The sequence below is a fragment of the Streptomyces hilarionis genome (assembly GCF_024539675.1).
GTDB classification, from domain to species: domain Bacteria; phylum Actinomycetota; class Actinomycetes; order Streptomycetales; family Streptomycetaceae; genus Streptomyces; species Streptomyces hilarionis.
Genome location: NZ_JAHHIT010000012.1, coordinates 1 through 26,395 on the forward strand (window position 1 = coordinate 1; position 26,395 = coordinate 26,395).

A 26,395-nucleotide genomic window follows, 5' to 3' on the forward strand; every position below is an offset into this window, starting at 1 on the left:
CTCCCGGCCCGGGTGCGGGGTACGGCCGGGCGGCGGGGCGGGGCCCCGGCCCCGTCGCAGGGGCGGGGCCCGGACCCCGGGAGTCCTACGTCGGCCGCTGCAGCACCGTCATGCTGCGGTCCACCAGCGTCAGCCGGGCCCCCGCCTGTAGCTCGGGGCCCCCGTCCGCCGCGACGACCTGCGGGTTCGCCGTGTCGACCACCACCTGCCACTCCCGTCCGAGGTCGACCGGGACCACGAACTCCAACGGGCGGGCCGAGGCGTTGAACATCAGCAGGAACGAGTCGTCGGTGATCCGTTCGCCGCGCGCGCCCGGTTCGGAGATCGCGTTGCCGTTGAGGAACACCGACAGCGCCGACGCCTGCGCCCGGTCCCAGTCCCGGGGCCCCATCTCCTTCCCCTCCGGCGTGAACCAGGCGATGTCCGACAGCTCGTCGTGGGTGCCCTCCACCGGGCGGCCGTGGAAGAAGCGGCGCCGCCGGAAGACGGGATGCTCCTTGCGCAGTCCCACCAGCGCCCGAGTGAACTCCAGCAGCTCGGCGCCGGGCCCCTCGGCGTCGGGCCACTCGACCCAGGCCAGCTCGCTGTCCTGGCAGTAGGCGTTGTTGTTGCCCTGCTGGGTGCGGCCGAACTCGTCCCCGTGGCTGATCATGGGCACGCCCTGGGACAGCATCAGGGTGGCGATGAAGTTGCGGATCTGCCGGGCCCGCAGCCCCAGCACCTCGGGGTCGTCGGACTCGCCCTCGGCGCCGCAGTTCCAGGAGCGGTTGTGGCTTTCGCCGTCCCGGTTGTCCTCCCCGTTGGCCTCGTTGTGCTTCTCGTCGTAGGAGACGAGGTCGCGCAGGGTGAAGCCGTCGTGGCAGGTCACGAAGTTGATGGAGGCCAGCGGCCGCCGCCCGTCGTCCTGGTAGAGGTCGGAGGAGCCGGTCAGCCGGGAGGCGAACTCGCCGACCGCGCGCGCCTCGCCCCGCCACACGTCGCGCACCGTGTCGCGGTACTTGCCGTTCCACTCCGTCCACAGGGGAGGGAAGTTCCCCACCTGGTAGCCGCCCTCGCCCACGTCCCACGGCTCCGCGATCAGCTTGACCTGGGACACCACCGGGTCCTGCTGGACCAGGTCGAAGAAGGACGACAGCCGGTCCACCTCGTGGAACTGCCGGGCCAGCGTCGCCGCGAGGTCGAAGCGGAACCCGTCGACGTGCATCTCCAGGACCCAGTACCGCAGCGAGTCCATGATCATCTGAAGGACGTGCGGGGACCGCATGAGCAGCGAGTTCCCGGTGCCCGTGGTGTCCATGTAGTAGCGCGGGTCGTCCGTCAGCCGGTAGTAGGACGGATTGTCGATCCCCTTGAAGGACAGCGTGGGCCCCAGGTGGTTGCCCTCGGCGGTGTGGTTGTACACCACGTCGAGGATCACCTCGATGCCCGCCTCGTGCAGCGCCCGCACCGCCGACTTGAACTCCAGGACCTGCTGGCCCCGGTCGCCCCAGGAGGCGTACGCGTTGTGCGGGGCGAAGAAGCCGATCGTGTTGTAGCCCCAGTAGTTGTTCAGCCCCATGTCGACCAGCCGGTGGTCGTTGACGAACTGGTGCACCGGCATCATCTCCAGGGCCGTCACCCCGAGCTCGGTCAGATGCTCGATGACCGCGGGGTGCGCCAGCGCCGCGTAGGTGCCGCGCAGCTCCTCGGGGAGACCCGGATGGCGCATCGTCAGGCCCTTGACGTGCGCCTCGTAGATCACCGTGCGGTGGTACTCCGTGCGGGGGCTGCGGTCGTCGCCCCAGTCGAAGTAGGGGTTGACCACCACCGACGTCATCGTGTGGGGCGCGGAGTCGAGGTCGTTGCGCCGTTCGGGGTCGTCGAAGTGGTACCCGTACACCTCCTCGCCCCAGCGGACCGACCCGCTGATCGCCTTCGCGTACGGGTCGAGCAGCAGCTTCGCCGAGTTGCAGCGCAGCCCGCGACCGGGGTCGTACGGGCCGTGCACGCGGAAGCCGTAGCGCTGCCCGGGCATGATGCCGGGCACGTACGCGTGCCGGACGAACGCGTCGCTCTCGCGCAGTTCCACCGCCGTCTCCGAGCCGTCGTCGTGCAACAGACACAGCTCTACTCGGTCCGCGGCCTCCGTGAAGACCGCGAAGTTCGTGCCGGCGCCGTCGTACGTGGCACCGAGTGGATACGCCTCTCCAGGCCAGACCTGCATGGACACGACTCTTTCAGGTGTCGAGCCCCGGTGGGGGCGCCTCGGCTTCGAGTCTCCAGGAAAGTGAGGGAACCACCTGTGACTTACACCCCTCTTACCAAATGACCAGTGCGTGCGCTGAGATAGGGCGCGTGCCGAACCAGTGGGGCAGACGTACTCCCGGGCATCAGGGGGAGTAGGGGGAGATTGTGCGCACTACGGTGCGCCGCCACCTGGGCAAGGTGGTGGCGGGGACGGCCATTGCGGTGGCCGCGACAGCCGTGATGGTGGGGATCACCCTGCCGGGCACGGCGGGGGCGGACGACAAGGGAGGCGGCACGACAGGGACGGGCGCCGGACAGGCGGCCGGCCGGCAGCAGGCCGACGCGGCGGGGGCCGTGGCGCCCGGTGTCGTCGAGAGGGCGCCCGCCGAGGGCGCCCGGGGTCACGGCCGTGACCCGCTGACCGACGACGAGACCGCGCGCGTGGAGCGGATCGCGCTCAGCCGCCAGCAGTTCAACGCCGCTCAGGACGTGGACGGTGACCGCGGCCCCCAGCGTCTCGGCGTGGACCTCGCCGAGCCCCGGGCCGACGAGGTGGACGATCCGGACGCCCCCCGGCGTGCGGAGGTGTCGTTCTACGACTACCGCAACGACACCCTGCTCACCAAGACCGTCAACCTCGACACCGGCAAGGTCGAGGCCACCGGCGTCCAGCACGGCGTCCAGCCGCCGCTCGGCCCCGCCGAGCAGAACGAGGTCGCCCGGCTGCTGATCGCCGACCCGCTCGGCGCGGGCCTCAGGGCGGACTACAAGGACGCCACCGGCAAGGCGCTCACCTCGCCCGGCCAGCTCCAGCTCGCCAGCATGGTCTACCGGGCGGTGCCGGGCGCCGAGCCCGCCGCCCTCGACAAGTGCGGGGAGCACCGCTGCGCGCGGCTGCTGACGAAGGTCAAGAACGGTCCGTGGATCGACACCCGGTCCCTGGTCGTCGACCTCAGCACCGGCAAGGTCGCCCGGCTCACCGGCTGAGCCGACCCGCAGCACCACCTCCCAGTCCCGTTTTCTCGTGTCTCCCGCGCGGGGAGGCAAAGGAGTCGTGTCCTCATGCGCGTTCCCGATCCGATGGGCGGCCTCCGGCCGCGGGGCGTCAGCCGTGTCCGCAAGGGAGCCCTCGTCGGCCTCTCGGTGGCCGCCCTGGCCGCCGGCGCGGCCGCCGGGGCCGGCCCGGCCGCCGCCCGGCCGAAGGCGGCCCCCGCGGCCGCGGCCGATTGCAGCGCCGCCTACCGCATCGAGCAGAAGCTCTCCACCGGCACCACCTGGCGCATGTGCTGGCGCTTCGAGGCCAAGTCCGGCCTGGTCCTGGAGAAGATCTCCTACCAGCCGCCCGGCGAGGCCAAGCCGATCAGAGTCCTCAACAGCGCCAAGATCGCCCAGATCCACGTGCCCTACGACGACGGCACGAACGAGTACAACGACATCACCGACTACAACTTCGGCTCCGGCCTGGTGAACATGGTCCCCGCCGAGTGCCCCGGCGGCACGATCAAGACGGTGAAGGTCCCCGACTCGTTCTCCGACAACCCGAACGTCAAGGGCCTGTGCACCACCACGCGCGCGCGGGGCCACGCCTACCGCATGGAGGCCGACACGGGCAACAAGGTCTTCCAGGCCCAGGGCAAGGACCTGCTCGTCTACACCGTCAACAAGGTGGGCTGGTACGAGTACATCACCGAGTGGCGCTTCTCCGACGACGGCGCGATCAACATGAACGTCGGCGCCACCGGCAGCCTCTCGCCCGTCGACTACGACGCCGGGGACGGCCGCGGCTGGCCCCTGGGCAAGGGCGCCAAGGCCTACGCCACCAGCCACAGCCACAACGTCTTCTGGCGGCTCGACTTCGGCCTGGACGGCAGTTCGGCCGCCAAGGTCGAGCAGTACGACTCGGTGGTCAGCCCGCCCGCCGGCGCGGACCAGGGCCCGACCGCCAAGACGACGCGCACGGTCGTCGACAAGGAACTCGCGGGCGACGCCCAGAACATGCGCTGGTGGCGGGTGGTCAGCGCCACCGGCAAGAACAAGGACGGGCACGCCCGCTCCTACGAGCTGGTCCCGGGCGCCACCACCAAGTACTCCGGACGCCCCTTCACCCGGCACGACGTCTACTTCACCGAGTACAACCCGTGCGAGCAGTACGCCAGCAACAACCTGCGCAACTGCGGCTCCCCGCTGCACGGTTACTCCGTCGACAAGTGGGTCGACGGCCAGGCCCTCGCCCACCCGGTGGCCTGGGTGAACGTGGGCTTCCACCACATCGCCCGCGACGAGGACCAGCAGCCCATGCCGGTCCACTGGCAGGGCTTCACCCTGGCCCCCAGGGACGTCACGGCCATGAACCCGCTCACACCGGCCGCCCTCGCGGGACAGAACGGTCGCCCCGACAACGGTAGTTGAGAAACGACCTGTCCATCCGGCTGCACCGTCGGCCGCTCCCGGAGTACCCTTCCTTGATCGTTGGGACGGGGAGAGCTCGGGGGAGCGGAAGGCGGTGCACGGGTGGGCTCGGGAGGGCTGGAGCTGCCCCCTGGTGACGAGGGTCACGAGGGGGGCTCCGCAGACGTCCCGACCGGCACGGTGTCCCTGGCCCGGCCGATGGAGACGAACGCCATCGGACCGGAGCTGGACTGGGACGTCGACGCCTGGCGCGAGGTCCGCACCCGCGCCCAGCGGGCCGGCCGGGCCTACATCTGGCTGAACCTCGTCGAACAGCGCCTGCGCGCCGTGGTGGCCGCCGTGCTGCGGCCCATCTACGAGCCCGTGCACGGCGACGAGTGGGTGGTCGCCGCCGCCGGACCCGCCGGACAGGAATGGGTCCAGCGCGCGGTGGCCGTGCGCGAGGTGAGCCGCCGCAAGGGCTATCTGCTCGACCCGGCCGACGACAACGTCATCTCCTTCCTCACCCTGCCCCAGCTGCGCGAGCTGATGGTGCAGCACTGGCCCTGCTTCGAGCCGTACTTCGACGACCGCCGCGACGTCGAACTCGCCCTGGACGAGCTCGAGGTGACCCGCAACGTCGTCTCCCGCAACCGCGCGCTGTCCGAGGCGGTGCTGAACCAGGCCGAACGGGCCTCCGCCCGGCTGCTGGAGATGCTCGGCACCAGCGGCGACGTGCCCTCCGCGCGCAGACTGCCCGTGGACGCGGTCGAGGACCTCGTCGGCGACCGGTACGCGGACGTGGTGGCCGTCCACACCGACCGGGTGCGGCTGCTGCGCCAGTTCCCCGCCGAGGACATCTTCGACGGCTCCCGTCGCATCGACGCCATCGGCATCGGCCTCAACCTCCTCGTGCAGAACTTCTCCGGCCGCCGGCTGGTCCGCCTCGCCGAGGGCGGCGCCCGGGTCCGGCTGCTCTTCCTCAACCCCGCCTCCAGTGCGGTCAAGCGCCGCGAGCGCGAACTCGGCATGAAGCGCGGCGAGTTGAGCCGGGCGGTGGAGATGAACATCCTGCACATGCGCCGAGTGCGCGCCCGGCTGCGCGACCCGGGCGCCTTCCAGATCCAGGTGTACGACGAGACGCCCCGCTTCACCGCGTACCTCGTGGACGGCGACGGCGCCGACGGCATCGCCGTGATCCAGTCCTATCTGCGGCGGATGCGCGGCATGGAGGCGCCGGTGCTGGTGCTGCGGGGCGGCAACCGGGTGGTCAAGTCGGGCGATGTGGGAGAAGGCGGACTTTTCGCGGCGTATCGCGAGGAGTTCGAGCTCGCCTGGGCGGATTCGCGCCCGGTGTCCTGAGCCGACCGGTTCGTCCCCGGCGGCGGTGTGCGGGGGCGGGGCCGCGCGAGCGGAACGCGATCCTCTGATTGTCAGTGGCGCATGCGAGGGTGGAGACCACTGGGGGAAAGCACCACCGAGAAGGGGGGCCATCATGGCCTGGTACCAGGAGCTGCTGATCGGCTTCGACCTGGAGACGACCGGGACGGACCCGCGCGAGGCGCGCATCGTCACGGGAGCCGTGATCGAGGTCAGGGACGGGCAGGTCCTGGGCCACCGCGAGTGGCTGGCGGATCCGGGCGTCGAGATCCCGGCCGACGCGGTCGCCGTGCACGGCATCAGCAATGAGCGGGCCGCCGCCGAGGGCGCCCCCGCCGACCGGGTGGCGGACGCCATCGCGGGCGTCCTCACCGGCTACTGGCGCGCCGGCGTCCCGGTCGTGGCCTACAACGCCGCCTTCGACCTCACGCTCCTGGCCGCCGAGCTGCGCCGCCACGGCCTGCCCTCCCTGAACGACCGGCTGGGCGGCCTCGACCCGGCGCCGGTCGTCGACCCCTACACCATCGACCGCTCGGTGGACCGCTACCGCCGGGGCAAGCGCAACCTCGAAGCGGTCTGCGCCGAGTACGGCGTCCCCCTGGAGTCGGCCCACGACGCCTCCGCCGACGCCCTGGCCGCGGCCCGCCTGGCCCGCGCCATAGCCGTCCGCCACCCCAAGGTCGCGTCCCTCGGCCCGGCGGAGCTGCACCGCCGCCAGATCGAGTGGTACGCCGCGTGGGCGGCGGACTTCCAGAGCTTCCTGCGCGGCAAGGGCGACGCGGACGCGGTGGTGGACAGCGCCTGGCCGATGCGCGAGCCGGCCGCCAAGCCCGCCTGACGCCGTCGGCCTTGCGCCGGGCGCGCGACGCCGCTCGGTGCTGCGGCTGCGCCGGGGGCTCGGCACGCCCTCGTCCCTCCCGCCGTCACGACCCGTCGCGCCCCACGTCGCCGCCGTGAGAGCCGTCCACCACCGGGGTCGGCGCCGCCGACGGTCCCGGCCCGGCCCGTGCGCGACGATCGGCGAAGGCGACCGGCGATCGGGGGAGGGGACCGGTGCGACGGCGGATCAGAACGGGTACCAGCGCACCCCCGCGTCACCGTCCCGCAGGGACGCCACCCGGCGGCGGAACTCCGCGAGCGCCCGGGGGTTCGTGGGGGCGTGCTGGGCGACCCAGGCACAGCTCGCGGTCTCCCGGGCGCCCCGCAGGACCGCGCAGCCCGTCCACTCCCGCACGTCCCAGCCGTACGCCTCGGTGAACGCGTCGTAGTCCGCGGCGGGCAGGCCGTACCGGTCGCGGGAGAGCGCCATCACCACCAGGTCGTGCTCGCGCAGATCGGCGGAGACGGTCTCCAGGTCCACCAGGACGGGCCCGTCGGGCCCGATGTGCACGTTGCGCGGGAGCGCGTCCCCGTGGACCGGCCCCGGCGGCAGGTGCGGGGTGAGAGCCGCGGCCGCCGTCGCGAAGCCGTCGCGGCGCTCCCGCAGATACGCCGCGTCCGCCGCGTCGACGGCGTCGCCCGCGAGGCGCAGCCAGCGTTCGACCCCGGACAGCAGGTCGCGCGGCGGCAGCCCGAAGGACGGGACGGGCAAGGAGTGCAGCAGGCGCAGCAGTTCGGCCAGATCCCGCGGGCCGGCAGGGCGGACCGGGTCGGGCAGCCGGTGCCACACGGTCACCGGATGCCCCTCGGTCAGCAGCGGCCGCGGCGCGGCCGCCCGCACCGCCGGGACGCCCGCGTCGGCGAGCCAGGCCGCGATGTCCAGCTCGCGCCGGGCCCGGTCGAGGAGCTCGGGGGCCCGCCCCACCTTCACGACCAGGTCACCGGCGGCGAACACCGCGTTCTCGCCCAGCGCGAGCAGCCGCGCGTCGGCCGCCGGGCCGGGCAGCACACCCGTCGCGGCCAGTACGTCGCGCGCCCGTGCCTCGTCCATCGTCCGCCTCCGTGTCGTTCCTCGCCCGGCCTCGTGCCGGGCCTCGCCCTCGGCTGCGCCCGGGCCGCCGGGCGGCACAGGGTTCCGGCCATCCGGCGGCCAGTGTCGCATTCGCGCAGGCCACCGCGCGCGCATGGTGTCTTGACGGGGCACAGCGCCTTCACGACCATGGCGGGGCCCGTCACAGCCGCGGGAAGGGGGCCGTTCGGTGACGTCGGCGACCGAGAGGAAACGCCCGGCGCGCGCGGCGTCCGGCGGGGCGCCGCACGGCGTCGCGGACCACGGCGCGTGGTTCCTCGTCCTGCCCGCCCTCCTGCCGATCCTGGTGCTCAGCGTCGGTCCGCTGCTGTACGGCATCCTGCTCGCGTTCACCGACGCCCAGTCGGGCCGCACCGCTCCCACCCGGTGGATCGGGACCCTCAACTTCTCCGACCTGCTGCGCGACACGCTGTTCTGGGAGTCGTTCCGGATCGGACTGCTGTGGGCGCTCGCCGTGACGGCCCTGCAATTCGTCCTGGCACTGGGTCTCGCCCTCCTGCTCGATCAGGACCTGCGGCTGCGCCGGCCTGCCCGGGTGCTGGCCATCGTGCCCTGGGCGATGCCCGAGGTGGTCGTCGGCGTCATGTGGCGGCTCGTCTACCACCCGGACGCCGGCGTCCTCAACGAGACCCTGCGCGACCTCGGCCTGGGCGGCGGACGGGACTGGCTCAGCGGGCTCGCGACCGCGCTGCCCGCGGTGATCGTCGTGGGCGTGTGGGCGGGCATGCCGCAGACGACGGTCACCCTGCTCGCCGGATTGCAGAACACCCCGCCCGAGCTGCACGAGGCGGCCGCCGTGGACGGCGCGGGCGCCTGGCGTCGCTTCCGTGCCGTCACCTGGCCCGCGCTCAGGCCCGTCGCGCTCGCGATCACGGCGCTCGACTTCATCTGGAACTTCAACAGCTTCGCCCTGGTGTACGTGCTGACCAACGGCGGACCCGGCGGCCGCACCCGGCTGCCCATGCTCTTCGCCTACGAAGAGGCCTTCCGCTACGGGCAGTTCGGCTATGCGGCGGCCATGGGCTGTGTGATGGTCGCCGTGGTCTCGGTGCTCCTGGCCCTCTTCCTGGCGGGCCGGATCAGGGGAGGCGAGACGCCATGAGGACCCGTCGCGCGGCGCGGGCCGGCCAGTACACGGCCCTGCTCGCCTATCTCGCCTTTCTCGTCTTCCCGTTCCTGTGGCTGCTCTCCGTCGCGTTCAAGCCGCCCCGCGAGTTGGGCAGCCTGCGTCCGACCTGGATCCCGAAGGACCCCACCCTCGCCAACTTCCGCCGGGCCTTCGACGAACAGCCGCTGCTGCACGCCGGGTTCACCTCGCTGTGCGCCGCGCTGAGCGCCGCGGTGATCGCCGTCGTGCTCGCCACGCCCATGGCGTACGTGATGGCCCGCCGGCGCACCCGGCTCGCGCGGGCCGCGTCCGGGTGGGTGGTGGTCAGCCAGGCCTTCCCGTTCGTCCTGGTGATCATCCCGCTGTTCCTGGTGCTGAAGCGGCTGCGCCTGATCGACTCCGTGCCGGGACTGGTGATGGTGTACGTGGTCTGGTCGCTGCCGTTCGCCCTGTGGATGCTGGTCGGATACGTCCGGGCCGTCCCCCTGGAGCTGGAGGAGGCGGCCGCGATCGACGGCGCGGGGCGCCTGCGCACCCTCGTCTCGGTGACCGCGCCGCTGCTCGCGCCCGGCATCGTGGCGACGGCGCTGTTCGCCTTCGTCACGGCGTGGAACGAGTTCTTCTTCGCCCTGGTGCTGCTGAAGACGCCGGGCAAGCAGACGCTGCCGGTCGTGCTGACCCATTTCATCGGCGCGGAGGGTGCGGCGGACCTCGGGCCGCTGGCCGCCGCCGCGGTCCTCGCCACGCTGCCCTCCCTGGTCGTCTTCGCGCTCGTCCAGCGGCGGATCACGGGCGGCCTGCTCGCCGGGGCGGTGAAGAGCTGATGCGCACGCGCACGCTCGTGCTGGCCGTCCTGCTGCTCCTGGCGGGCTGCTCCTCCGGCGGTGGAGCCGACGACGGCCCCGTCGTCCTGCGTTTCCAGTCCCTGGCCTGGCAGGCGGAGTCGGTCCGGGTCAACAAGGAACTGGTGCAACAGTGGAACGCCACGCACGCGGACGTCAAGGTCGAGTACGTCCAGGGAAGTTGGGACAGCGTGCACGACCAGCTCCTGACCTCCTTCGAGGGCGGTGAGGCGCCCGACGTCATCCACGACGCCTCCGACGACCTCGCGGACTTCGCCTACGGCGGCTACCTCGCCGACCTGAAGGACGTCCTGCCCGCACGCCTCAAGGCGGACATCCCGCGGCGCAGTTGGGAGACGACGACGTTCGGCGACGGCGTCTACGGCGTGCCGTTCCTTCAGGAACCGCGCGTCCTCGTCGCCAACGCGACCTGGCTGAGGCGCTCCGGCGTGCGGATCCCGACGCCCGGACACCCCTGGAGCTGGACCGAGTTCCGGCAGATCACCCGGCGGCTCGGCGGCGCCGGGAGGTACGGCGTGGCCTGGCCCCTGAAGGAGCCCGTCTCCGCGACGCTCAACCTGTCCCTGTCGGCCGGCGGACAGCTCTTCCACCGGGACGCGGACGGCCGCGTCACCGTCCGTTTCGAGGCCGCGGACGCGGTCGTCCCGCGAACCGTGCGCGACCAGCTCGGCGTCGACCGCAGCGCGTCGCCCACGACGCTGGGCAGCGGCGGCTCGGACACCCTGCCGGGCTTCTTCGGGGGCAGGTACGCGATGGTCCCGCTCGGCTTCTCCTACCGTCAGCAGATCGCGCAGCAGGCGCCGAAGGGCTTCGCCTGGCAGGTGCTGCCCGCCCCGGCGGGCGCGGACGGACCGGTCCAGGGCGTCAGTCCGCAGACCCTGTCCGTCGCCGAGGACAGCCGCCACCGCAAGGAGGCCGTGGCCTTCGTGGACTTCCTGCTCCGGCCGGAGAACACGGTGCGCCTCGCGCTGGGCGACTGGATGCTGCCGACCGGCACGCAGGCGCTCGCCGATCCCGCCCTGCACACCGCGAAGGACGGCTGGGCGACCGGCGCGGCCCTCGCCGGGTACCTGCGCCCGGCGCCCGCCCGGTCCGTGCGCGGATACCCGGAGTGGAAGGACAAGGTGGCCACCCCCGCCTTCCAGGAGTACTACAGCGGCGCGATCGGCCTCGGCGAACTGCGCGAGCGCCTGGAGAAGGACGGCAACCTGGTGCTGGCCCGCTACCAGCGTTGAGCGAGCGTTCGCGGGCGGGACGGACGGGCGGCCGCCGGAATACAGGTTGCACGAGACGTATCGTCTCGCCTACGGTCGATGCCATGACCCGTCGCCCCGCCCACATCGCCATGTTCTCCATCGCCGCGCACGGCCACGTGAACCCGAGCCTGGAGGTCATCCGTGAACTCGTCGCACGCGGGCACCGGGTGACCTACGCGATCCCACCCGCCCTCGCCGAGAAGGCCGCCGCCACCGGCGCCGAGGTCAAGCCGTGGCACTCGACCCTGCCGTCACCCGACGACGACCCCGCGGCCTGGGGCAGCACCCTCCTCGACCACGTGGAACTCTTCCTGGCCGACGCCGTCCAGGCGCTGCCCCGGCTGAGCGAGGCCTATGAGGGGGACCGCCCCGATCTGGTGCTGCACGACATCACCTCCTACCCGGCCCGTGTCCTCGCCCGCCGCTGGGGCGTCCCCGCCGTCTCCCTCTCGCCCAACCTCGTGGCCTGGGAGGGATACGAGGAGGAGGTCGCCGAACCGATGTGGGCCGAACCGAAGCGGACCGAGCGCGGCAAGGCCTACTACGCCCGTTTCCACGCCTGGCTGGCGCAGAACGGGATCACCGAGCACCCCGACCGCTTCGTCGGCCGCCCCGACCGCTCCCTCGTGCTGATCCCCAGGGTGCTCCAGCCCTGCGCCGACCGGGTCGACGACAGCGTGTACACGTTCGTCGGCGCCTGCCAGGGCGACCGGGCGGCCGAGGGGGAGTGGACCCGCCCCGCCGACGCCGACAAGGTCGTCCTGGTGTCGCTGGGCTCGGCGTTCACCGACCGGCCGGACTTCTACCGGGAGTGCGTGCGGGCCTTCGGGGAGCTGCCCGGCTGGCGCCTCGTGCTCCAGATCGGCAGGCGCGTCGACCCCGCGGCCCTGGGCGCCGTCCCCGACACCGTCGAAGTCCGCACCTGGGTGCCGCAGTTGGCGATCCTCAGGCAGGCGGACCTGTTCGTGACGCACGCCGGCGCCGGCGGCAGCCAGGAAGGCCTGGCCACCGCCACGCCGATGATCGCCGTGCCCCAGGCCGTGGACCAGTTCGGCAACGCCGACGTCCTGGCGGGACTCGGCGTGGCCCGGCACCTCCCGGCGGCGGAGGCGACGGCCGAGGCGCTGAGGGAGGCGGCCCTCGCCCTCGTCGACGACGCCGAGGTGGCCCGCCGGCTCGAGGCCGTCCAGGCCGAGATGGCGGACGAGGGCGGCACCCGGCGCGCCGCGGACCTCATCGAGGCCGAACTCCCCGCCTGACCGCGCCCCGGCCCGACCGCGCCCCGCCACGTCCCCCCCGCCCGTCCGGTCGCGTCCCGTCGCGGCGGGGCCCGGACGGACACGGGTGAGGGCTCGTCGACTCCCCCGGGAGGTCGACGAGCCCTCGGCTCACGGGCCTTCGCGGCGTCAGACCCGCAGGCGCTCGCCCTCGTCGTCGCGCGCCGCCGGGGCGATCGCCTCCGGCGCCTCGTCGTGGGTGAGGTCGGGCAGCCAGCGCAGCCACTTCGGCAGGTACCAGTTGCGCTCGCCGAGCAGCGCCATCACGGCCGGGAGCAGCACGCCCCGGATGATCGTCGCGTCGATCAGGACCGCCGCCGCCAGGCCCACGCCCATCTGCTTCATGGACTGCATGGACAGGGTCCCGAAGATCGCGAACACGGCGACCATGATGACCGCGGCACTGGTGACCACGCCCGCCGTGGTCACCACGCCGTGCCGGATGGCGTCGTTCGTCGTGCGGCCGCGCAGCCGCGCCTCACGGATCCGCGAGACGACGAACACGTGGTAGTCCATCGACAGGCCGAAGAGGATCACGAAGAGGAACAGCGGCAGCCAGGTGATGAGGGCGCCGACGCCCTCCGCCCCCACCAGCGAGGCGCCCCAGCCGTGCTGGAAGACGGCCACGAGGATGCCGTAGGCCGCGCCCACCGACAGCAGGTTGAGCACGATCGAGGTGATCGCGATCGTCAGCGAACGGAAGGACAGCAGCATCAGCAGGAAGGCGAAGAGCACGACGAAGGCGAAGACGGGCGCGACGGCCCCGGCCAACTGGTCGTTGAAGTCCTTGGATCCGGCCACCTGTCCGGTGATCGGGGCCTGCACGCCGTCGACCTTGCCCAGGGTGGCCGGCCGCACCTCGTCGCGCAGCTTGTCCAGGCTCGCCCCCGCCTTGTCCAGGTCCGAGCCGCCCACCAACGGCACGTACACGTAGGCGAGGTTCTGCGCGTCGTGCAGCTTGATCTCGACCGGCCCGCGCGAGGCGCCCGAGCTGACCGCCTGCTCCCTGAACCGCTCCAGCGCCGCCTTGACCTCGGGCGCGTTGATGTCGGCCGCCTTGACGATGACCTCGGCGGGCTCGGAGCCGCCCGGGAAGGCGTCGTTGACCCGGTTGTAGGTCTGCACGATGGGCAGCGAGTCGCCGAACTCCTGGTCGAGGGTGAGGTTCTGGGTCTTCATGCCGACCGCCGGAGCGGCGATGGCGAGCAGGGCGCCGGCCGCGACGACCAGCGAGACGGCGGGCTTGGCGAGGACGACCTTCAGCACCGCGCTCCAGAACCTGCTGCCCTCGTCGCTCTGCCTGCGGCCGGTCCTGCGGCCGCGCCGGTCGGGGTGCAGGAAGGGGATCCGGCCCTTCTCCACCCGCTCGCCGAGCAGCGACAGCAGCGCCGGCAGCACGGTCACCGAGCCGACCATGGCGACCGCCACCACCATCAGGGAGGCGAGGCCCATCGCCTCGAACGTGGCGAGCCCGGTGAACAGCATGCCCGCCATGGCCACGCACACGGTGATCCCGGAGACGATCACGGCCCGGCCGCTGGTGGCGGCGGCGATCCTGAGCGCGGTCTCCGGGTCGCGTCCCGCCGCCCGCTCCTCGCGCTCGCGGCGCAGGTAGAACAGGCAGTAGTCGACGCCCACGGCCAGACCGACCAGCAGCATCACGGAACTGGCCGTGTCGTCCATCGGCTGGAAGTGGCTGACGATGCTCATCAGGCCCGTCGTCGCCATGATCGCGGTGATCGCCAGGGCCACCGGCAGCAGCGCCGCGACCAGCGCCCCGAAGGCGATCAGCAGGATGCCGAGGGCCACCGGCACCGCGGAGTACTCCGCCTGCTGGAAGTCGTCGCCGAACGCGTCGTCGAACGTCTTCGCCATGCTGGCGCCGCCGATCTCCTCGATCCGCAGGGAGGAGTGCTCCTTCCCGACGCCGTCCACGGCCTCGAGCACCGGCGCGACCCGGTCGCCCGCGGTGTCGGAGTCGCCGCGCATGTCGAACTGGACGAGCGCGCTGCGACCGTCCTTCGAGATCGTCTTCGTGTCGTACGGCGAGGTCACGTCGGTGGCCTCGCCGGTCTTGCCGACGGCCGCGACGACCGCGGCGACGGCGGCCCTGAACTCCGGGTCGGTGGCCTTGACGGAGCCGTCCTTCGACTGGATCAGGACCGTCTCGCCGGCCGGCTCGTCGATGCCGGCGTCCTCGACGATCCTGGCCGCCGTCCGGGTCTCGCCCCCGAGCTGGTCGCTCTCCTTGACGTCGACCGTGCCCGCCGCCGAGCCGATCCCCATGGCCAGGGCGACGAACAGCACCCAGATGCCCACCGCGGCCCATCGATGCCGGGCGCTCCAGCCGCCGGCCCGCGCGGCGATGCCCCGCACCCGTATGTCTCCGCTCATCATGACGGGACTGCCCCCTTGTGATGCGGTAGCAGCCCCTGCCGCCACCTTTCGATTCGAAGGTATGGGTTGGATAAAGCCATCTCCTCGTGCTGGCCGGTGAAGTCCGGCGACCCCGACTCCTCCCGTCGGACCGCGTCGCCTCACCGCTGGGGAGGACAGTGGCCCCTTACATCTATCCGACGGTCTCGGGGGCGACGATCAGGGTGCGGCCGCCCGAGCCGCCGCGCGGCGCGGGGTGGCGCATGTTTGTCGAAGACGTCACGGACCTGTGGAGAAGTGCGCCGGACGTTGATCCGGACGCCCCCGATCGGCCAGAGTTTCCTTCCGGTCACCCACCCCGGACGCGGCCGTCGTGCCCACCCCCACGGGGCACGACGGCCGCCTATGGTGGGCGGATGACGACGACGTACGCCGCCCTGCTGCGAGGCATCAACGTGGGCGGCAGCAGAAAGGTCCCGATGGCCGAACTGCGCGCCCTGCTGGCGGGACTCGGCCACGGCGACGTGCGAACCCACCTGCAGAGCGGGCAGGCCGTGTTCTCCAGCGACCACGGCGACGAGGACAGCCTGGCGGCCGACCTCACGGCGGCGATCGGGAAGCGGTTCGGCTTCGCCGTCGACGTGATCGTGCGCGACCACGCCTATCTGAAGGCGGTCGTCGAGAACTGCCCGTTCCCCGCAGCCGAGCTGACGGCCAAACAGCTCCATGTCACCTACTGCTCCGCCCCCCTCGACGAGGAGCGCTACGCCGGCATCGACCGCGCGGCCCACCTCCCCGAGGAGTTCCGGCTCGGCGACCGCGCCCTGTACCTGTACGCCCCCGACGGACTCGGCCGCTCCAAGCTCGCCGAGCAACTGGCCAGGCCCCGCCTGACCAAGGGCATCGTCGCCACCACCCGGAACTGGAACACCGTCGTCAAACTGGTGGAGATGACGCAGGCCTGAGCTGCGAGGGCAGCGGCGCGGGCGGGCCGCGCCGCGGCGCCGCCGCGGACGGACGACGCGATCCGGGACGTCCGGCCGGGTGGCGGACCGCGTCCCGGGGAACGCCTCCCGCCTGGGCACAGGTGTGCGAGGCTCGTCCCATGCGCTACATCATCATCGGGGCAGGGGCGATCGGCGGAACGGTCGGCGGGCGGCTCGCGGAGGCCGGGCGGGAGGTCGTCCTGGTCGCGCGCGGCGCGCACCGGACGGCGCTCGCCGAGGGCGGACTGCGACTCAGGGTGCCGGAGGGCGAGCTGACGCACCGGCTGCCCGTGGTCGGCGGGCCGGACGAACTCGGCCCGCTGCGCGCCGACGACGTCCTCGTCCTCGCCGTGAAGACCCAGGACAGCGAGGCGGCGCTCCAGGCCTGGGGACCGGCCCCGGTCGCGGGCGGCGGCACGGCGGCCGAGCGACTGCCGCTGGTGTGCGCCCAGAACGGGGTGGAGAGCGCCCGGCTGGCCCTGCGCCGTTTCCGGCACGTCTACGCCGTCTGCGTCTGGCTGCCCTCGACCCACATGGAACCCGGTGTCGTCTCCGCCGCCGGCGCCCCGCTCACCGGCATCCTGCACCTCGGCCGCTACCCGCACGGCGTCGACGACACGGCCCGCGGCATCTCCGCCGACCTGGAGAAGGCGCGCTTCGAGGCGCCGGTCGTCCCGGACGTCGCCCGCTGGCAGTACGCCAAACTCCTGTCCAACCTCGGCAACGCGCTCGAAGCGGTGAGCGGGCCGGTCGCCGACCCCTCGGCCGAGGCGCTGTTCGCGCGGGTGCGGGCGGAGGGCGCGGCCGTCCTCGACGCGGCCGGCATCGCGTACACGGGCGCGGAGGAGCAGCGGGCGGCCCGCGGCGACAAGGTCACCCTGGTCCCGCTCGACGGCGTCCCGCGCGGCGGCGGCTCCTCCTGGCAGTCCCTCGGCCGCGGCGCGGGCAGCATCGAGGCCGACTACCTCAACGGCGAGATCGTGCTCCTCGGCCGCCTGCACGGCGTGCCGACCCCGCTGAACGAGCTGCTGCAACGGCTGGCCAACGAGTTCGCCCGCGAGCGCAGGGCGCCGGGCTCCCTGCCGCTGCCCGACCTCCTCCGCCTGGCGGACGACGCCGTCGCGGCTGAACGGGCCGGCTAGAGCGCGCCGCGCGGCGACCGGGCAGGACGCGCCGTGCCGCGGGAGGCGCACCACGCGGCCGGCACGGGAGAGGGGCGTGGAGGAGGGGGCGTGCCGCCGGCGGGTCAGGCCCCGACGGCCGCCGCCACGGGCATGCGCGCCGCGTCGTACCGCCTCAGCAGCACCTGGGCCACCTCCGGCGCCGGGCCCAGCACGTCCGCCAGGACGTCCGCCCCGGCCGCGCCCCGCGCGATGCGGTCCGGGAGGAACCCGGGAGCCAGCACATACGGTGCGACGGCCACCCGGGAGCAGCCCAGCGCGCGCAGTTCGCGGACGGCGTCCTCGGTGCGCGGAAGGGAGGCGGAGGCGAACGCAGGCCGCACGGCACACCAACCGGTGCGCCGCCACTCCCGCGCGATTTCTGCGATCACTGCGATCGCCTCCGGGTCCGTGGACCCCGCCGAGGCCAGGACGACCCCGGTCGAGGACTTGTCGGCGGGCGTCAACCCCGCCTCGTACAACCGCCGTTCCAGGGCGGTGAGCAGCAGCGGGGACGGCCCGAGCACGTCGGCCTGCCGGATCCGCAGCCGTGACGGCGCGTCCCGCAGGACCGCCGGGATGTCCGCCTTCGCGTGGAAGGCGCGGGTCAGCAGCAGCGGCAGGGCCACCACGTCACGGACGCCCTCCGCGGCGAGCGACTCCAGCACCCCCTGCACCGACGGCACGTTGAAGTCCAGGAACCCGGTCTCCACCCGCAGCCCGGGCCGCAGCGACCGCACGCGCCGCACGAGGGCGTCGACGGTCGCCGCGTGCCGCGGATCGCGGCTTCCGTGGGCGATGACCACGAGGACGGAGCGCACCGGATTCCTGGACACGGGACCTCAGCCCTTCACCAGCAGACCACGACTGCGCAGCACCCACCGCTCCAGCGGGCTGAAGATCAGCAGGTCGATGGCGATGCCGACGAACAGGATGAGCAGGATCGCCTCGAACACCATCGACATGTCGCTGGCGTTGCGCCCGTTCTCCAGCAACTGGCCGAGGCCCACGCCGAGATCGGGGAAGGACGCGATGATCTCCGCCGCCATCAGCGAACGCCAGGAGAACGCCCAGCCCTGCTTCAGACCCGCCACGTAGCCCGGCAGCGCGGCCGGCAACGTGATGTGAACGGTTCCCCGCAGCCCCGTCGCGCCCATGGTGCGTCCGGCGCGCAGGAACAGCGGAGGCACCTGGTCGACGCCGGACACCAGTCCGTTGGCGATGGACGGCACCGCGCCGAGCAGGATCACCGCGTACATCATCGAGTTGTTCAGACCCAGCCACAGCACGGCCGGAGGCACCCACGCCACCGACGGGAGCGATTGCAGACCCGACAGGATCGGCCCGATCGCGGCCCGCACGAACTTCACCCGCGCCACGAGCAGCCCCAACGGGGTGCCGATCGCCAGGGCGAACAGGAAGCCGAGCAGACCGCGCGAGACGCTGGTCCAGATGTAGCCGAGCAGCTCGCCCTGGAGCCAGGCGTCCCGCAGCGTGGCCCAGACGTCCAGCGGAGAGACCAGCTTGGTCGGGTCGTCGACCACCTTGAAGGTGATCTGCCAGACGACCAGCAGCAGCGCGGTCGCGATGATCGGCGGAAGGATCTTGTCGACGAACGTCCGCCGGAAGGGAACCCGGACGGCGGGGGCGACCACGTCCAGCGCGTCGAGTCCCGCCTCCACACCGGCCAGCGCGTGCGGAGCCGGCTTCTCGTCCGCCGTCGTCTTCGTCTCAGTGCTGGCCATGACGGCGGATCTCCCCACGCAGGACTTCGGTGATCTCGATGGACAGTTCCGCCACGGGAGCGTCCTCGATGCGGCGCGGCTGCGGGATGTCGACCGTCCACTCGCGCGCCACCCGCCCGGGGCGGGAGGACAGCAGCACCACGCGCTGCGCGAGCCGGACCGCCTCGCGCACGTTGTGGGTGACGAACAGGACGGACAGTCCCGTCTCCTCCCAGATCCGGGTCAGCTCGTCGTGCAGGACGTCGCGCGTGATGGCGTCCAGCGCCGCGAACGGCTCGTCCATCAGCAGCAGCCGGCTCTCCTGGGCCAGCGCGCGGGCCATCGCCACGCGCTGGCGCATACCGCCGGACAGCTCGTGCACCCGCTTGCCGTACGCGCCCTTCAGCCGGACCAGCTCCAGCAGTTCCTCGGCCTTGCCGCGCCGGTCCGGCTTCGCGACCCCCCTCAGCTTCAGGGCGAGCTCGATGTTCTTGCCGGCCGACAGCCACGGGAAGAGGGCGTGCTCCTGGAACATCAGCGCCGCACGGCCGTCCGTGGTGATGGTTCCGGCGGTGGGCCGGTCGAGCCCCGCCACCAGGTTCAGCAGCGTGGACTTCCCGCAGCCCGAGGCCCCCAGGAGGGTGACGAACTCGCCGGGCGCGACATCGAGCGTGATGTCGTCCAGGACGAGCTGCTCCCCGCCCGGTCCCGCGAAGGACTTCGAGACGTGCTCGAGGCGTGCCGCGTACTCCACCGATTCAGCGGTCTCGGCGGCCTTGGCGAACGTCGTGGCCATGGTCGTCACCTCCTGGGAACTCGTCGGATGCGATCAGCTGGCGCCGAGACCGGCGTCGTCGACCGCGGGCTCGCCCTCGGCCTTGAGGACCTTGTTCAGGATCGACAGGTCGTAGATGCCCTTGAGGTCGGGCTGCTTCAGCAGACCGGCCTTGACCGCGTGGGCCGCCTCGGTGTCGAGCGTGGCGGCGAGCGGGTCGTTGATGAACTGGATCGACGACCACGCCGGGTCCAGGACGTTCGCGGGCAGCGCCTTGCCGGAGTCGGCCTCCAACTGCTTGTTCGCCGAGGCCTTCGCCTTCTCCGGGTTGGCCTTGATCCACTTGTTGGTCTCGACCGCGCCCTTGAGCACGGCCTCGACGACCTGCGGGTGCGCCGCGAGGAACTTCTGCGACACGATGACGTTCGTGATCACGAACTTCTTGTCGGGCCACAGCGACGCCTCGTCGAGCAGCACCTTGCCACCCTCGGCGACCAGCTTCGAGGCGGTCGGCTCCGGCACCCAGGCGCCGTCGATCGAGCCCGCCTTGAAGGCGTCGGGCGTCACCTTGTTGTCACTGCGGACGACCGTCACGTCGCCCTTGCCGCTCTGCGCGTCGGCCTTCCAGCCCTGCTCCGAGATCCAGTTCAGGAACGCGACGTCCTGGGTGTTGCCGAGCTGCGGGGTGGCGATCCGCTTGCCCTTGACGTCCTTGACGGACTTGATCTTGTCCGGGTTCACGACGAGCTTGACGCCGCCGGAGGCCGAACCGCCGATGATGCGCAGGCTCTTGCCGTCGGACTTGGTGTAACCGTTGATCGCCGGGGACGGGCCGATCCAGCCGATGTCGATGGAACCGGCGTTCAGCGCCTCGATCTCGGAGGGACCCGCGTTGAAGGTCGCGTACGAGGCCTTGGTCGCCCCGAGCGCCTTCTGGAAGATGCCCTGTTCACGGCCGACGAGCGCGGTTCCGTGGGTGAGGTTGCCGAAGTAGCCGATCTTGACGGTGTCGAGTCCGTCGATCTTCTTCGAACCGGCGGCGACCTTCTCGTTGGCGTTGTCTTCCTTGGCGTCGGACCCGTAGCCGCAGGCGGCGAGGGTGAGCAGGGGCAGAGCCGCCACGGCCGCGACGACGCGGCGCAGAGAAGCAGAGCGGTTGGCAGGCACGGGAGGGGTTCCTCTCGTCGGCCCGGCGGTCACGGTCTTTCAGGTCGTGGCCGGGAGGTCGGCATGGGGTCTTCGTCGCCTCCGGGGTGCGGAACCCGTCGTCTGCGAGCGAAGTGGAGCATGGGGGGAGGGGTGGGGGGACGGGGCGCGCAGGCAGTGCGCGTACGTCAGCGCGCACATCGGCCCACCCCGCCCTGCCCGCTCCCGAGGGCGCCGCTGCCGACACGGCCGCCCTCCTTCGCGAACGTCGAGTAGACATCCATGGGGTTCATGGTCAGAAGTCCCAACCGTCGTCGTCGGACAGGTCCTTGACCGGCTCCGGCGCGGCGAAGGACTCGCCGACCATGCCCGCGGTGAGGGTGGTGCCGTCGGACGGGTCGATCAGGATGAAGGAGCCGGTGCGGCGGGAGTCGGCGTAGGAGTCCACGGGCAGCGGCTGCGCGGTGCGGATCTTCACCCGGCCGATGTCGTTGGCGGCGAGGTGTCCGGGGTGCGGGTGCAGGGACAGGTCGTCGAGGGTGAGGCGGGAGGGGATGTCCTTGACGATGGCCTTGACGGTGCGGGTGCCGTGCTTGATCAGGACGCGGTGACCGACGGTCAGGGGCTGGTCGGCGACGTGGCAGACGGTGGCCTCGACGTCCTGGGTGGTGGCCGGGGCGTCCTTGGTGGGCACGATCAGGTCGCCGCGTGAGACGTCGATGTCGTCGGCGAGCAGGAGCGTCACCGACTGGGTCGTCCAGGCGGCGTCGACCGACTCGCCCAGCAGGTCGATGCCGGAGATCGTCGACGTACGGCCGGAGGGCAGCACGGTGACCGGCTGGCCCACCCGGAACGTGCCCGCCGCGATCTGGCCGGCGTATCCCCGGTAGTCGGGGTGCTCGGCGGTCTGCGGCCGGATCACGTACTGCACGGGCAGCCGCGCGTGGCAGTGCGCCAGGTCGTGGCTGACCGGAACCGTCTCGAGGTGTTCGAGGAAGGTGGGGCCGCCGTACCAGTCCATGTGGGCGGAGGGGTCCACCACGTTGTCTCCGGCGAGGGCGGAGAGCGGGATGGCGGTGACCTCGGGGACGCCGAGCTCGCCGGCGTAGGCGGTGAACTCCTCGGCGATCGCCGCGAAGACGGCCTCGCGGTAGTCGACGAGGTCCATCTTGTTGACGGCGAGGACCACGTGGGGGACGCGCAGCAGCGCGGCGATGGCGGCGTGGCGGCGGGTCTGCTCGACGACGCCGTTGCGGGCGTCGACGAGGATGACGGTCAGTTCGGCCGTCGAGGCGCCGGTGACCATGTTGCGCGTGTACTGCACGTGCCCGGGGGTGTCGGCGAGGATGAACCGCCGCCGCGGGGTGGCGAAGTAGCGGTAGGCCACGTCGATGGTGATGCCCTGCTCGCGCTCGGCGCGCAGCCCGTCGGTGAGCAGCGCCAGGTCGGGCGTGTCCTGACCGCGGCTCGCGGAGGCGCGCTCCACCGCCTCCAACTGGTCCGCGAGGACCGACTTGGAGTCGTGCAGCAGCCTGCCCACCAGCGTGGACTTGCCGTCGTCGACGGAGCCCGCGGTGGCGAACCGCAACAGGGTCGTCTCCGAGAGCACCTCGGAAGTGGTCGTGCTCATCTCTAGAAGTACCCTTCGCGCTTGCGGTCTTCCATCGCGGCCTCGGACATCTTGTCGTCGGCACGGGTCGCGCCGCGCTCGGTCAGCCGGGAGGCGGCGATCTCGGTGATGACCTGCTCCAGCGTCACGGCGTCGGAGTCGACCGCGCCGGTGCAGGACATGTCGCCGACGGTCCGGTAGCGCACCAGACGCTTCTCCACGGTCTCGCCGTCCTTGGGCCCGCCCCACTCGCCGGCGGTGAGCCACATGCCGGCGCGGGCGAACACCTCGCGCTCGTGGGCGAAGTAGATCTGCGGAAGGTCGATGCGTTCGCGGGCGATGTACTGCCACACGTCCAGCTCGGTCCAGTTCGACAGCGGGAAGACGCGCACGTGCTCCCCGGGCGCGTGCCGGCCGTTGTACAGGTTCCACAGCTCGGGGCGCTGACGGCGCGGGTCCCACTGCGAGAACTCGTCGCGCAGCGAGAACACCCGCTCCTTCGCCCGGGCCTTCTCCTCGTCACGGCGCCCGCCGCCGAAGACCGCGTCGAACCGCTCCGCCTGGATCTTCTCCGTCAGCGGCAGCGTCTGCAACGGATTGCGCGTGCCGTCGGCACGCTCCTTCAGCACGCCCCGGTCGATGTAGTCCTGCACCGACGCCACGTGCAGGCGCAGCCCGTGCGCGGCCACCACCCGGTCGCGGTACTCCAGCACCTCGGGGAAGTTGTGCCCGGTGTCCACGTGCAGCAGGGAGAACGGCACCGCGGCCGGCGCGAACGCCTTCAACGCCAGATGCAGCATCACGATCGAGTCCTTGCCGCCGGAGAACAGGATCACCGGCCGCTCGAACTCCCCCGCCACCTCACGGAAGATGTGCACCGCCTCCGACTCCAGCGAGTCCAGGTGGCTCAGGGCGTACGGGCTGACCGTGCCCTCCCCGGCCTGGGCGACGGTCGTCGTCATGCCAGTCCCCTCTCGCTCAGCAGGGCGTACACCGACGCCGCGGACTCCTGCACGGTCTGCTCCTGGGAGTCGATCCGCAGGTCGGGCGTCTCGGGCGCCTCGTAGGGGTCGTCCACCCCGGTGAGGCCGGTGAGCTCGCCCGCCGCCTGCTTGGCGTACAGGCCCTTCACGTCCCGCACCGAGCACACCTCGACGGGGGTCGCCACATGCACCTCCAGGTAGGCGGTACCGCTCTCCTGGTGGCGCTTGCGCACCGCCTCGCGACTGTCGGCATACGGGGCGATCACCGGCACCAGCGTCTTCACGCCGTTGCGGGCGAGCAGTTCGGCCAGGAATCCGATGCGCTGCACGTTGACGTGCCGGTCCTCGCGGCTGAAGCCGAGGCCCGCGGAGATGAACTCGCGGATCTCGTCGCCGTCGAGCACCTCGACGAGGTGGCCCTCCTCGCGCAGCCGGCCGGCCAGCTCGTACGCGATGGTGGTCTTGCCGGCGCTCGGCAGACCCGTGAGCCAGACGGTGGCTCCGGTCGTCACGTGGTTCTCCCGGTTCGTAGAAGTGGGGGTGTTCGCGGGGGTCGTGGTCATCGGGGTCAGCCGTGCAGTCCGCACTCGGTCTTCGCCCGGCCCGCCCAGCGGCCGGCGCGCGCGTCCTCGCCCTCCAGGACCCGCCTGGTGCAGGGGGCGCACCCGACGGACGCGTAGCCGTCCATCAGCAGGGGGTTGGTCAGGACGCCGTGCTCGGTCACGTACGCGTCGACGTCGTCCTGGGTCCAGCGGGCGATAGGGGAGATCTTGACCTTCCGCCGCTTCTCGTCCCAGCCGACGACGGGCGTGTTCGCCCGGGTCGGCGACTCGTCGCGCCGCAGACCGGTGGCCCAGGCCTGATAGCCCTCGAGCCCCTCCTCCAGCGGCTGCACCTTGCGCAGCTTGCAGCACAGGTCGGGGTCGCGGTCGTGGAGCCGGGGCCCGTACTCGGCGTCCTGCTCGGCCACGGTCCGGCGCGGGGTGAGCGTGATGACGTTGACGTCCATCACGGCCTCCACCGCGTCCCGGGTGCCGATGGTCTCGGGGAAGTGGTAGCCGGTGTCGAGGAAGACGACGTCCACGCCCTTGAGGACGCGGGACGCGAGGTGCGCCACCACGGCGTCCTCCATCGAGGACGTCACGCAGAACCGGGCGCCGAAGGTGTCCACCGCCCACTGGAGGATCTCCAGGGCGGAGGCGTCCTCCAGGTCGCGTCCGGCCTGCTTGGCCAGCTGCTTCAACTCGTCGGCCGTGCGGCTTTCCTGAGCGGTCGTCATATCCGGTCCCCTCCCGGTTCGGTGCGCTGAACGCCCCGGGCGAGCAGCCCGAGGAACTTCAGCTGGAAGGCCCGGTTGCACGCCGCGCATTCCCACGCGCCGTGACCGCCCTCGCCGGCTTCGCTCGGCCGGAGGTCCTCGTCGCCGCAGTAGGGGCAGTAGAAGGGGGCTGCGCGCTCGCTCACGAGAGGGCCTCCTCGGTGGCACGCGCGGCCCAGGCGGCGAACCGCTCGCCGTCCTCGCGCTCGTCCTGGAACCGCTTCAGCACGCGTTCCACGTAGTCCGGCAGCTCGTCGGAGGTGACCTTCAGCCCGCGGACCTTGCGGCCGAAGCCGGCTTCCAGCCCGAGCGCGCCGCCCAGGTGCACCTGGTAGCCCTCGACCTGCCGGCCCTGCTCGTCCAGGACCAGCTGGCCCTTGAGGCCGATGTCCGCGACCTGGATGCGGGCACAGGCGTTCGGGCAGCCGTTGATGTTGATGGTGAGCGGCTCGTCGAACTCCGGGAGACGGCGCTCCAGTTCGTCGATCAGCGCGGAACCGCGCTGCTTGGTCTCGACGATGGCGAGCTTGCAGTACTCGATGCCGGTGCAGGCCATGGTGCCGCGCCGGAAGGTGGAGGGCCGGGCGGTGAGGTCCAGCGCCTCCAGCGCCTCGACCAGCGAGTCGACCTGCTCCTCCTCGACGTCGAGGACGATCATCTTCTGCTCGACGGTGGTGCGCACCCGGCCCGAGCCGTGCGCCTCGGCGAGCTCGGCGATCTTCGTCAGGGTGGCGCCGTCCACCCGGCCGACGCGCGGTGCGAAGCCGACGTAGAAGCGCCCGTCCTTCTGGCGGTGCACGCCGACGTGGTCGCGCCAGCGCTCGACCGGCTGCTCCGGGGCGGGGCCGTCGACCAGCTTGCGCCGGAGGTACTCGTCCTCCAGCACCTGCCGGAACTTCTCCGGGCCCCAGTCGGCGACCAGGAACTTCAGACGGGCGCGGTTGCGCAGCCGCCGGTAGCCGTAGTCGCGGAAGATCGACACGACGCCCTCGTGGACGTCCGCGACCTCGTCCACCGGGACCCAGGCGCCGAGCCGCACGCCGATCTTCGGGTTCGTGGACAGGCCGCCGCCCACCCAGACGTCGAAGCCGGGACCGTGCTCGGGGTGGTGCACCCCGACGAACGCGACGTCGTTGATCTCGTGCGCCACGTCCAGCAGCGGTGAGCCCGACACCGCGGTCTTGAACTTGCGCGGCAGGTTGGAGAAGGCGGGGTTGCCGACGATGCGGCGGTGGATCTCCTCGACGGCGGGCGTGCCGTCGACGATCTCGTCCTCGGCGATGCCGGCGACGGGCGAACCGAGGATGGTGCGGGGGGTGTCACCGCAGGCCTCGGTGGTGGACAGGCCGACCGCCTCCAGGCGGTTCCAGATCTCCGGCACGTCCTCGATGCGGATCCAGTGGTACTGGACGTTCTGCCGGTCGGTGATGTCGGCCGTGCCGCGCGCGAACTCCTGCGAGATCTCGCCGATCACGCGCAGCTGCTCGGTGGTCAGCCGCCCGCCGTCGATGCGCACCCGCAGCATGAAGAACCGGTCGTCCAGCTCCTCCGGCTCCAGGATCGCGGTCTTGCCGCCGTCGATCCCGGGCTTGCGCTGGGTGTACAGCCCCCACCAGCGCATCCGGCCGCGCAGGTCGCTGGGGTCGATCGAGTCGAAGCCGCGCTTGGAGTAGATCGTCTCAATGCGTGTCCGCACGTTGAGACCGTCGTCGTCCTTCTTGACCTGTTCGTTTCCGTTGAGCGGGGTGAAGTGACCCGCGGCCCACTGCCCCTCGCCGCGGTGACGGCTCACCTTGCGGCGGGGAGTCGCGGCGGCAGGGTTCTGCGGGGTGGCGGCCATGGGTGATACGT

General features: G+C 72.0%; 22 protein-coding genes and 1 pseudogene. 10 read left to right on the plus strand and 13 right to left on the minus strand.

Translation table 11 applies throughout. The features are described 5' to 3' along the window. Positions 1–85: 85 nt before the first annotated feature. Positions 86–2,203 (minus strand): glycogen debranching protein GlgX, encoded by a 2,118-nt coding sequence (gene glgX, locus KMS84_RS04115; protein WP_256914632.1) that lies wholly within the window; start codon positions 2,201–2,203, stop codon positions 86–88. Between the two features lie 188 nt (positions 2,204–2,391). Between glgX and KMS84_RS04120 the strand changes: the two genes are divergently transcribed. From KMS84_RS04120 to KMS84_RS04135, 4 genes are all read left to right on the plus strand, one after another. Beyond that, on the plus strand, positions 2,392–3,213 hold the full coding sequence (locus tag KMS84_RS04120; RefSeq protein ID WP_256914633.1) for a Tat pathway signal sequence domain protein: 822 nt from the start codon (positions 2,392–2,394) through the stop codon (positions 3,211–3,213). A 93-nt stretch (positions 3,214–3,306) separates the two neighbouring features. Next, on the plus strand, positions 3,307–4,635 hold the full coding sequence (locus tag KMS84_RS04125) for a copper amine oxidase (RefSeq protein WP_438818895.1): 1,329 nt from the start codon (positions 3,307–3,309) through the stop codon (positions 4,633–4,635). 102 nt (positions 4,636–4,737) lie between these two features. Beyond that, positions 4,738–5,976: a DUF5919 domain-containing protein gene (locus KMS84_RS04130; RefSeq protein ID WP_256914635.1), complete on the plus strand. Its 1,239-nt coding sequence runs from the start codon at positions 4,738–4,740 to the stop codon at positions 5,974–5,976. Positions 5,977–6,109: 133 nt separating this feature from the next. Continuing rightward, the gene (locus tag KMS84_RS04135) at positions 6,110–6,832 is read left to right on the plus strand and encodes a 3'-5' exonuclease (RefSeq protein ID WP_256914636.1); all 723 of its coding nucleotides are present in this window, start codon (positions 6,110–6,112) and stop codon (positions 6,830–6,832) included. Between the two features lie 228 nt (positions 6,833–7,060). On the opposite strand, the gene KMS84_RS04140 is transcribed toward KMS84_RS04135, so the two are convergent. Beyond that, positions 7,061–7,924: a phosphotransferase enzyme family protein gene (locus KMS84_RS04140; RefSeq protein ID WP_256914637.1), complete on the minus strand. Its 864-nt coding sequence runs from the start codon at positions 7,922–7,924 to the stop codon at positions 7,061–7,063. 208 nt (positions 7,925–8,132) lie between these two features. On the opposite strand from KMS84_RS04140, the gene KMS84_RS04145 reads away from it, so the two are divergent. From KMS84_RS04145 to mgt, 4 genes and pseudogenes are all read left to right on the plus strand, one after another. Beyond that, entirely contained in the window at positions 8,133–9,065 is a 933-nt protein-coding gene (locus KMS84_RS04145) for a carbohydrate ABC transporter permease (protein WP_256914638.1), read from the plus strand. Then, positions 9,062–9,895, plus strand: a complete 834-nt coding sequence (locus KMS84_RS04150; protein WP_256914639.1) for a carbohydrate ABC transporter permease — start codon at positions 9,062–9,064, stop codon at positions 9,893–9,895. The genes KMS84_RS04145 and KMS84_RS04150 overlap by 4 nt, the downstream gene beginning before the upstream one ends. Next, positions 9,895–11,169, plus strand: coding sequence for an ABC transporter substrate-binding protein (locus tag KMS84_RS04155; RefSeq protein WP_256914640.1), 1,275 nt, complete (start codon positions 9,895–9,897; stop codon positions 11,167–11,169). Before KMS84_RS04150 ends, KMS84_RS04155 begins: the two co-directional genes overlap by 1 nt. A gap of 46 nt (positions 11,170–11,215) precedes the next feature. Continuing rightward, positions 11,216–12,449, plus strand: a pseudogene (mgt, locus tag KMS84_RS04160) (macrolide-inactivating glycosyltransferase). A gap of 147 nt (positions 12,450–12,596) precedes the next feature. Here the strand turns inward: mgt and KMS84_RS04165 are convergent. After that, complete coding sequence (locus KMS84_RS04165; RefSeq protein ID WP_256914641.1) at positions 12,597–14,864, minus strand: MMPL family transporter; 2,268 nt, start codon at positions 14,862–14,864, stop codon at positions 12,597–12,599. Between the two features lie 395 nt (positions 14,865–15,259). Here KMS84_RS04165 and KMS84_RS04170 point away from each other — a divergent pair, with 395 nt between their 5' ends. Together KMS84_RS04170 and KMS84_RS04175 are read left to right on the plus strand one after the other, a co-directional pair. After that, on the plus strand, positions 15,260–15,808 hold the full coding sequence (locus tag KMS84_RS04170; protein WP_256914642.1) for a DUF1697 domain-containing protein: 549 nt from the start codon (positions 15,260–15,262) through the stop codon (positions 15,806–15,808). A 140-nt stretch (positions 15,809–15,948) separates the two neighbouring features. Then, a complete protein-coding gene (locus KMS84_RS04175) occupies positions 15,949–16,971 on the plus strand; it encodes a ketopantoate reductase family protein (RefSeq protein WP_256914643.1) in 1,023 nt (340 codons plus the stop codon). A 104-nt stretch (positions 16,972–17,075) separates the two neighbouring features. Here the strand turns inward: KMS84_RS04175 and KMS84_RS04180 are convergent, their stop codons facing one another. The 10 genes from KMS84_RS04180 to KMS84_RS04225 all read right to left on the minus strand — a co-directional run bounded on the left by KMS84_RS04180 (position 17,076) and on the right by KMS84_RS04225 (position 26,384). Next, positions 17,076–17,825 carry a sirohydrochlorin chelatase gene (locus KMS84_RS04180; protein WP_256914644.1) on the minus strand — a complete coding sequence of 250 codons (750 nt, stop codon included), beginning with the start codon at positions 17,823–17,825 and terminating at the stop codon, positions 17,076–17,078. A gap of 6 nt (positions 17,826–17,831) precedes the next feature. Further along, positions 17,832–18,734 (minus strand): ABC transporter permease, encoded by a 903-nt coding sequence (locus tag KMS84_RS04185; RefSeq protein WP_256914645.1) that lies wholly within the window; start codon positions 18,732–18,734, stop codon positions 17,832–17,834. Then, complete coding sequence (locus tag KMS84_RS04190; protein ID WP_256914646.1) at positions 18,721–19,509, minus strand: ABC transporter ATP-binding protein; 789 nt, start codon at positions 19,507–19,509, stop codon at positions 18,721–18,723. The genes KMS84_RS04185 and KMS84_RS04190 overlap by 14 nt, the downstream gene beginning before the upstream one ends. Before the next feature lie 33 nt (positions 19,510–19,542). Then, positions 19,543–20,655: an aliphatic sulfonate ABC transporter substrate-binding protein gene (locus tag KMS84_RS04195; RefSeq protein ID WP_256914647.1), complete on the minus strand. Its 1,113-nt coding sequence runs from the start codon at positions 20,653–20,655 to the stop codon at positions 19,543–19,545. A 274-nt stretch (positions 20,656–20,929) separates the two neighbouring features. Then, the gene (locus KMS84_RS04200) at positions 20,930–22,264 is read right to left on the minus strand and encodes a sulfate adenylyltransferase subunit 1 (protein ID WP_256914648.1); all 1,335 of its coding nucleotides are present in this window, start codon (positions 22,262–22,264) and stop codon (positions 20,930–20,932) included. A gap of 2 nt (positions 22,265–22,266) precedes the next feature. Beyond that, the gene (cysD, locus tag KMS84_RS04205) at positions 22,267–23,205 is read right to left on the minus strand and encodes a sulfate adenylyltransferase subunit CysD (protein ID WP_256914649.1); all 939 of its coding nucleotides are present in this window, start codon (positions 23,203–23,205) and stop codon (positions 22,267–22,269) included. Next, positions 23,202–23,789, minus strand: a complete 588-nt coding sequence (gene cysC / locus KMS84_RS04210; protein ID WP_256914650.1) for an adenylyl-sulfate kinase — start codon at positions 23,787–23,789, stop codon at positions 23,202–23,204. Before cysC ends, cysD begins: the two co-directional genes overlap by 4 nt. A 5-nt stretch (positions 23,790–23,794) precedes the next feature. Beyond that, positions 23,795–24,505, minus strand: a complete 711-nt coding sequence (locus tag KMS84_RS04215) for a phosphoadenylyl-sulfate reductase (RefSeq protein ID WP_256914651.1) — start codon at positions 24,503–24,505, stop codon at positions 23,795–23,797. Beyond that, the gene (locus KMS84_RS04220; RefSeq protein ID WP_256914652.1) at positions 24,502–24,690 is read right to left on the minus strand and encodes a hypothetical protein; all 189 of its coding nucleotides are present in this window, start codon (positions 24,688–24,690) and stop codon (positions 24,502–24,504) included. The genes KMS84_RS04215 and KMS84_RS04220 overlap by 4 nt, the downstream gene beginning before the upstream one ends. After that, positions 24,687–26,384, minus strand: coding sequence for a nitrite/sulfite reductase (locus KMS84_RS04225; protein ID WP_256914653.1), 1,698 nt, complete (start codon positions 26,382–26,384; stop codon positions 24,687–24,689). Before KMS84_RS04225 ends, KMS84_RS04220 begins: the two co-directional genes overlap by 4 nt. Positions 26,385–26,395 lie beyond the last annotated feature (11 nt).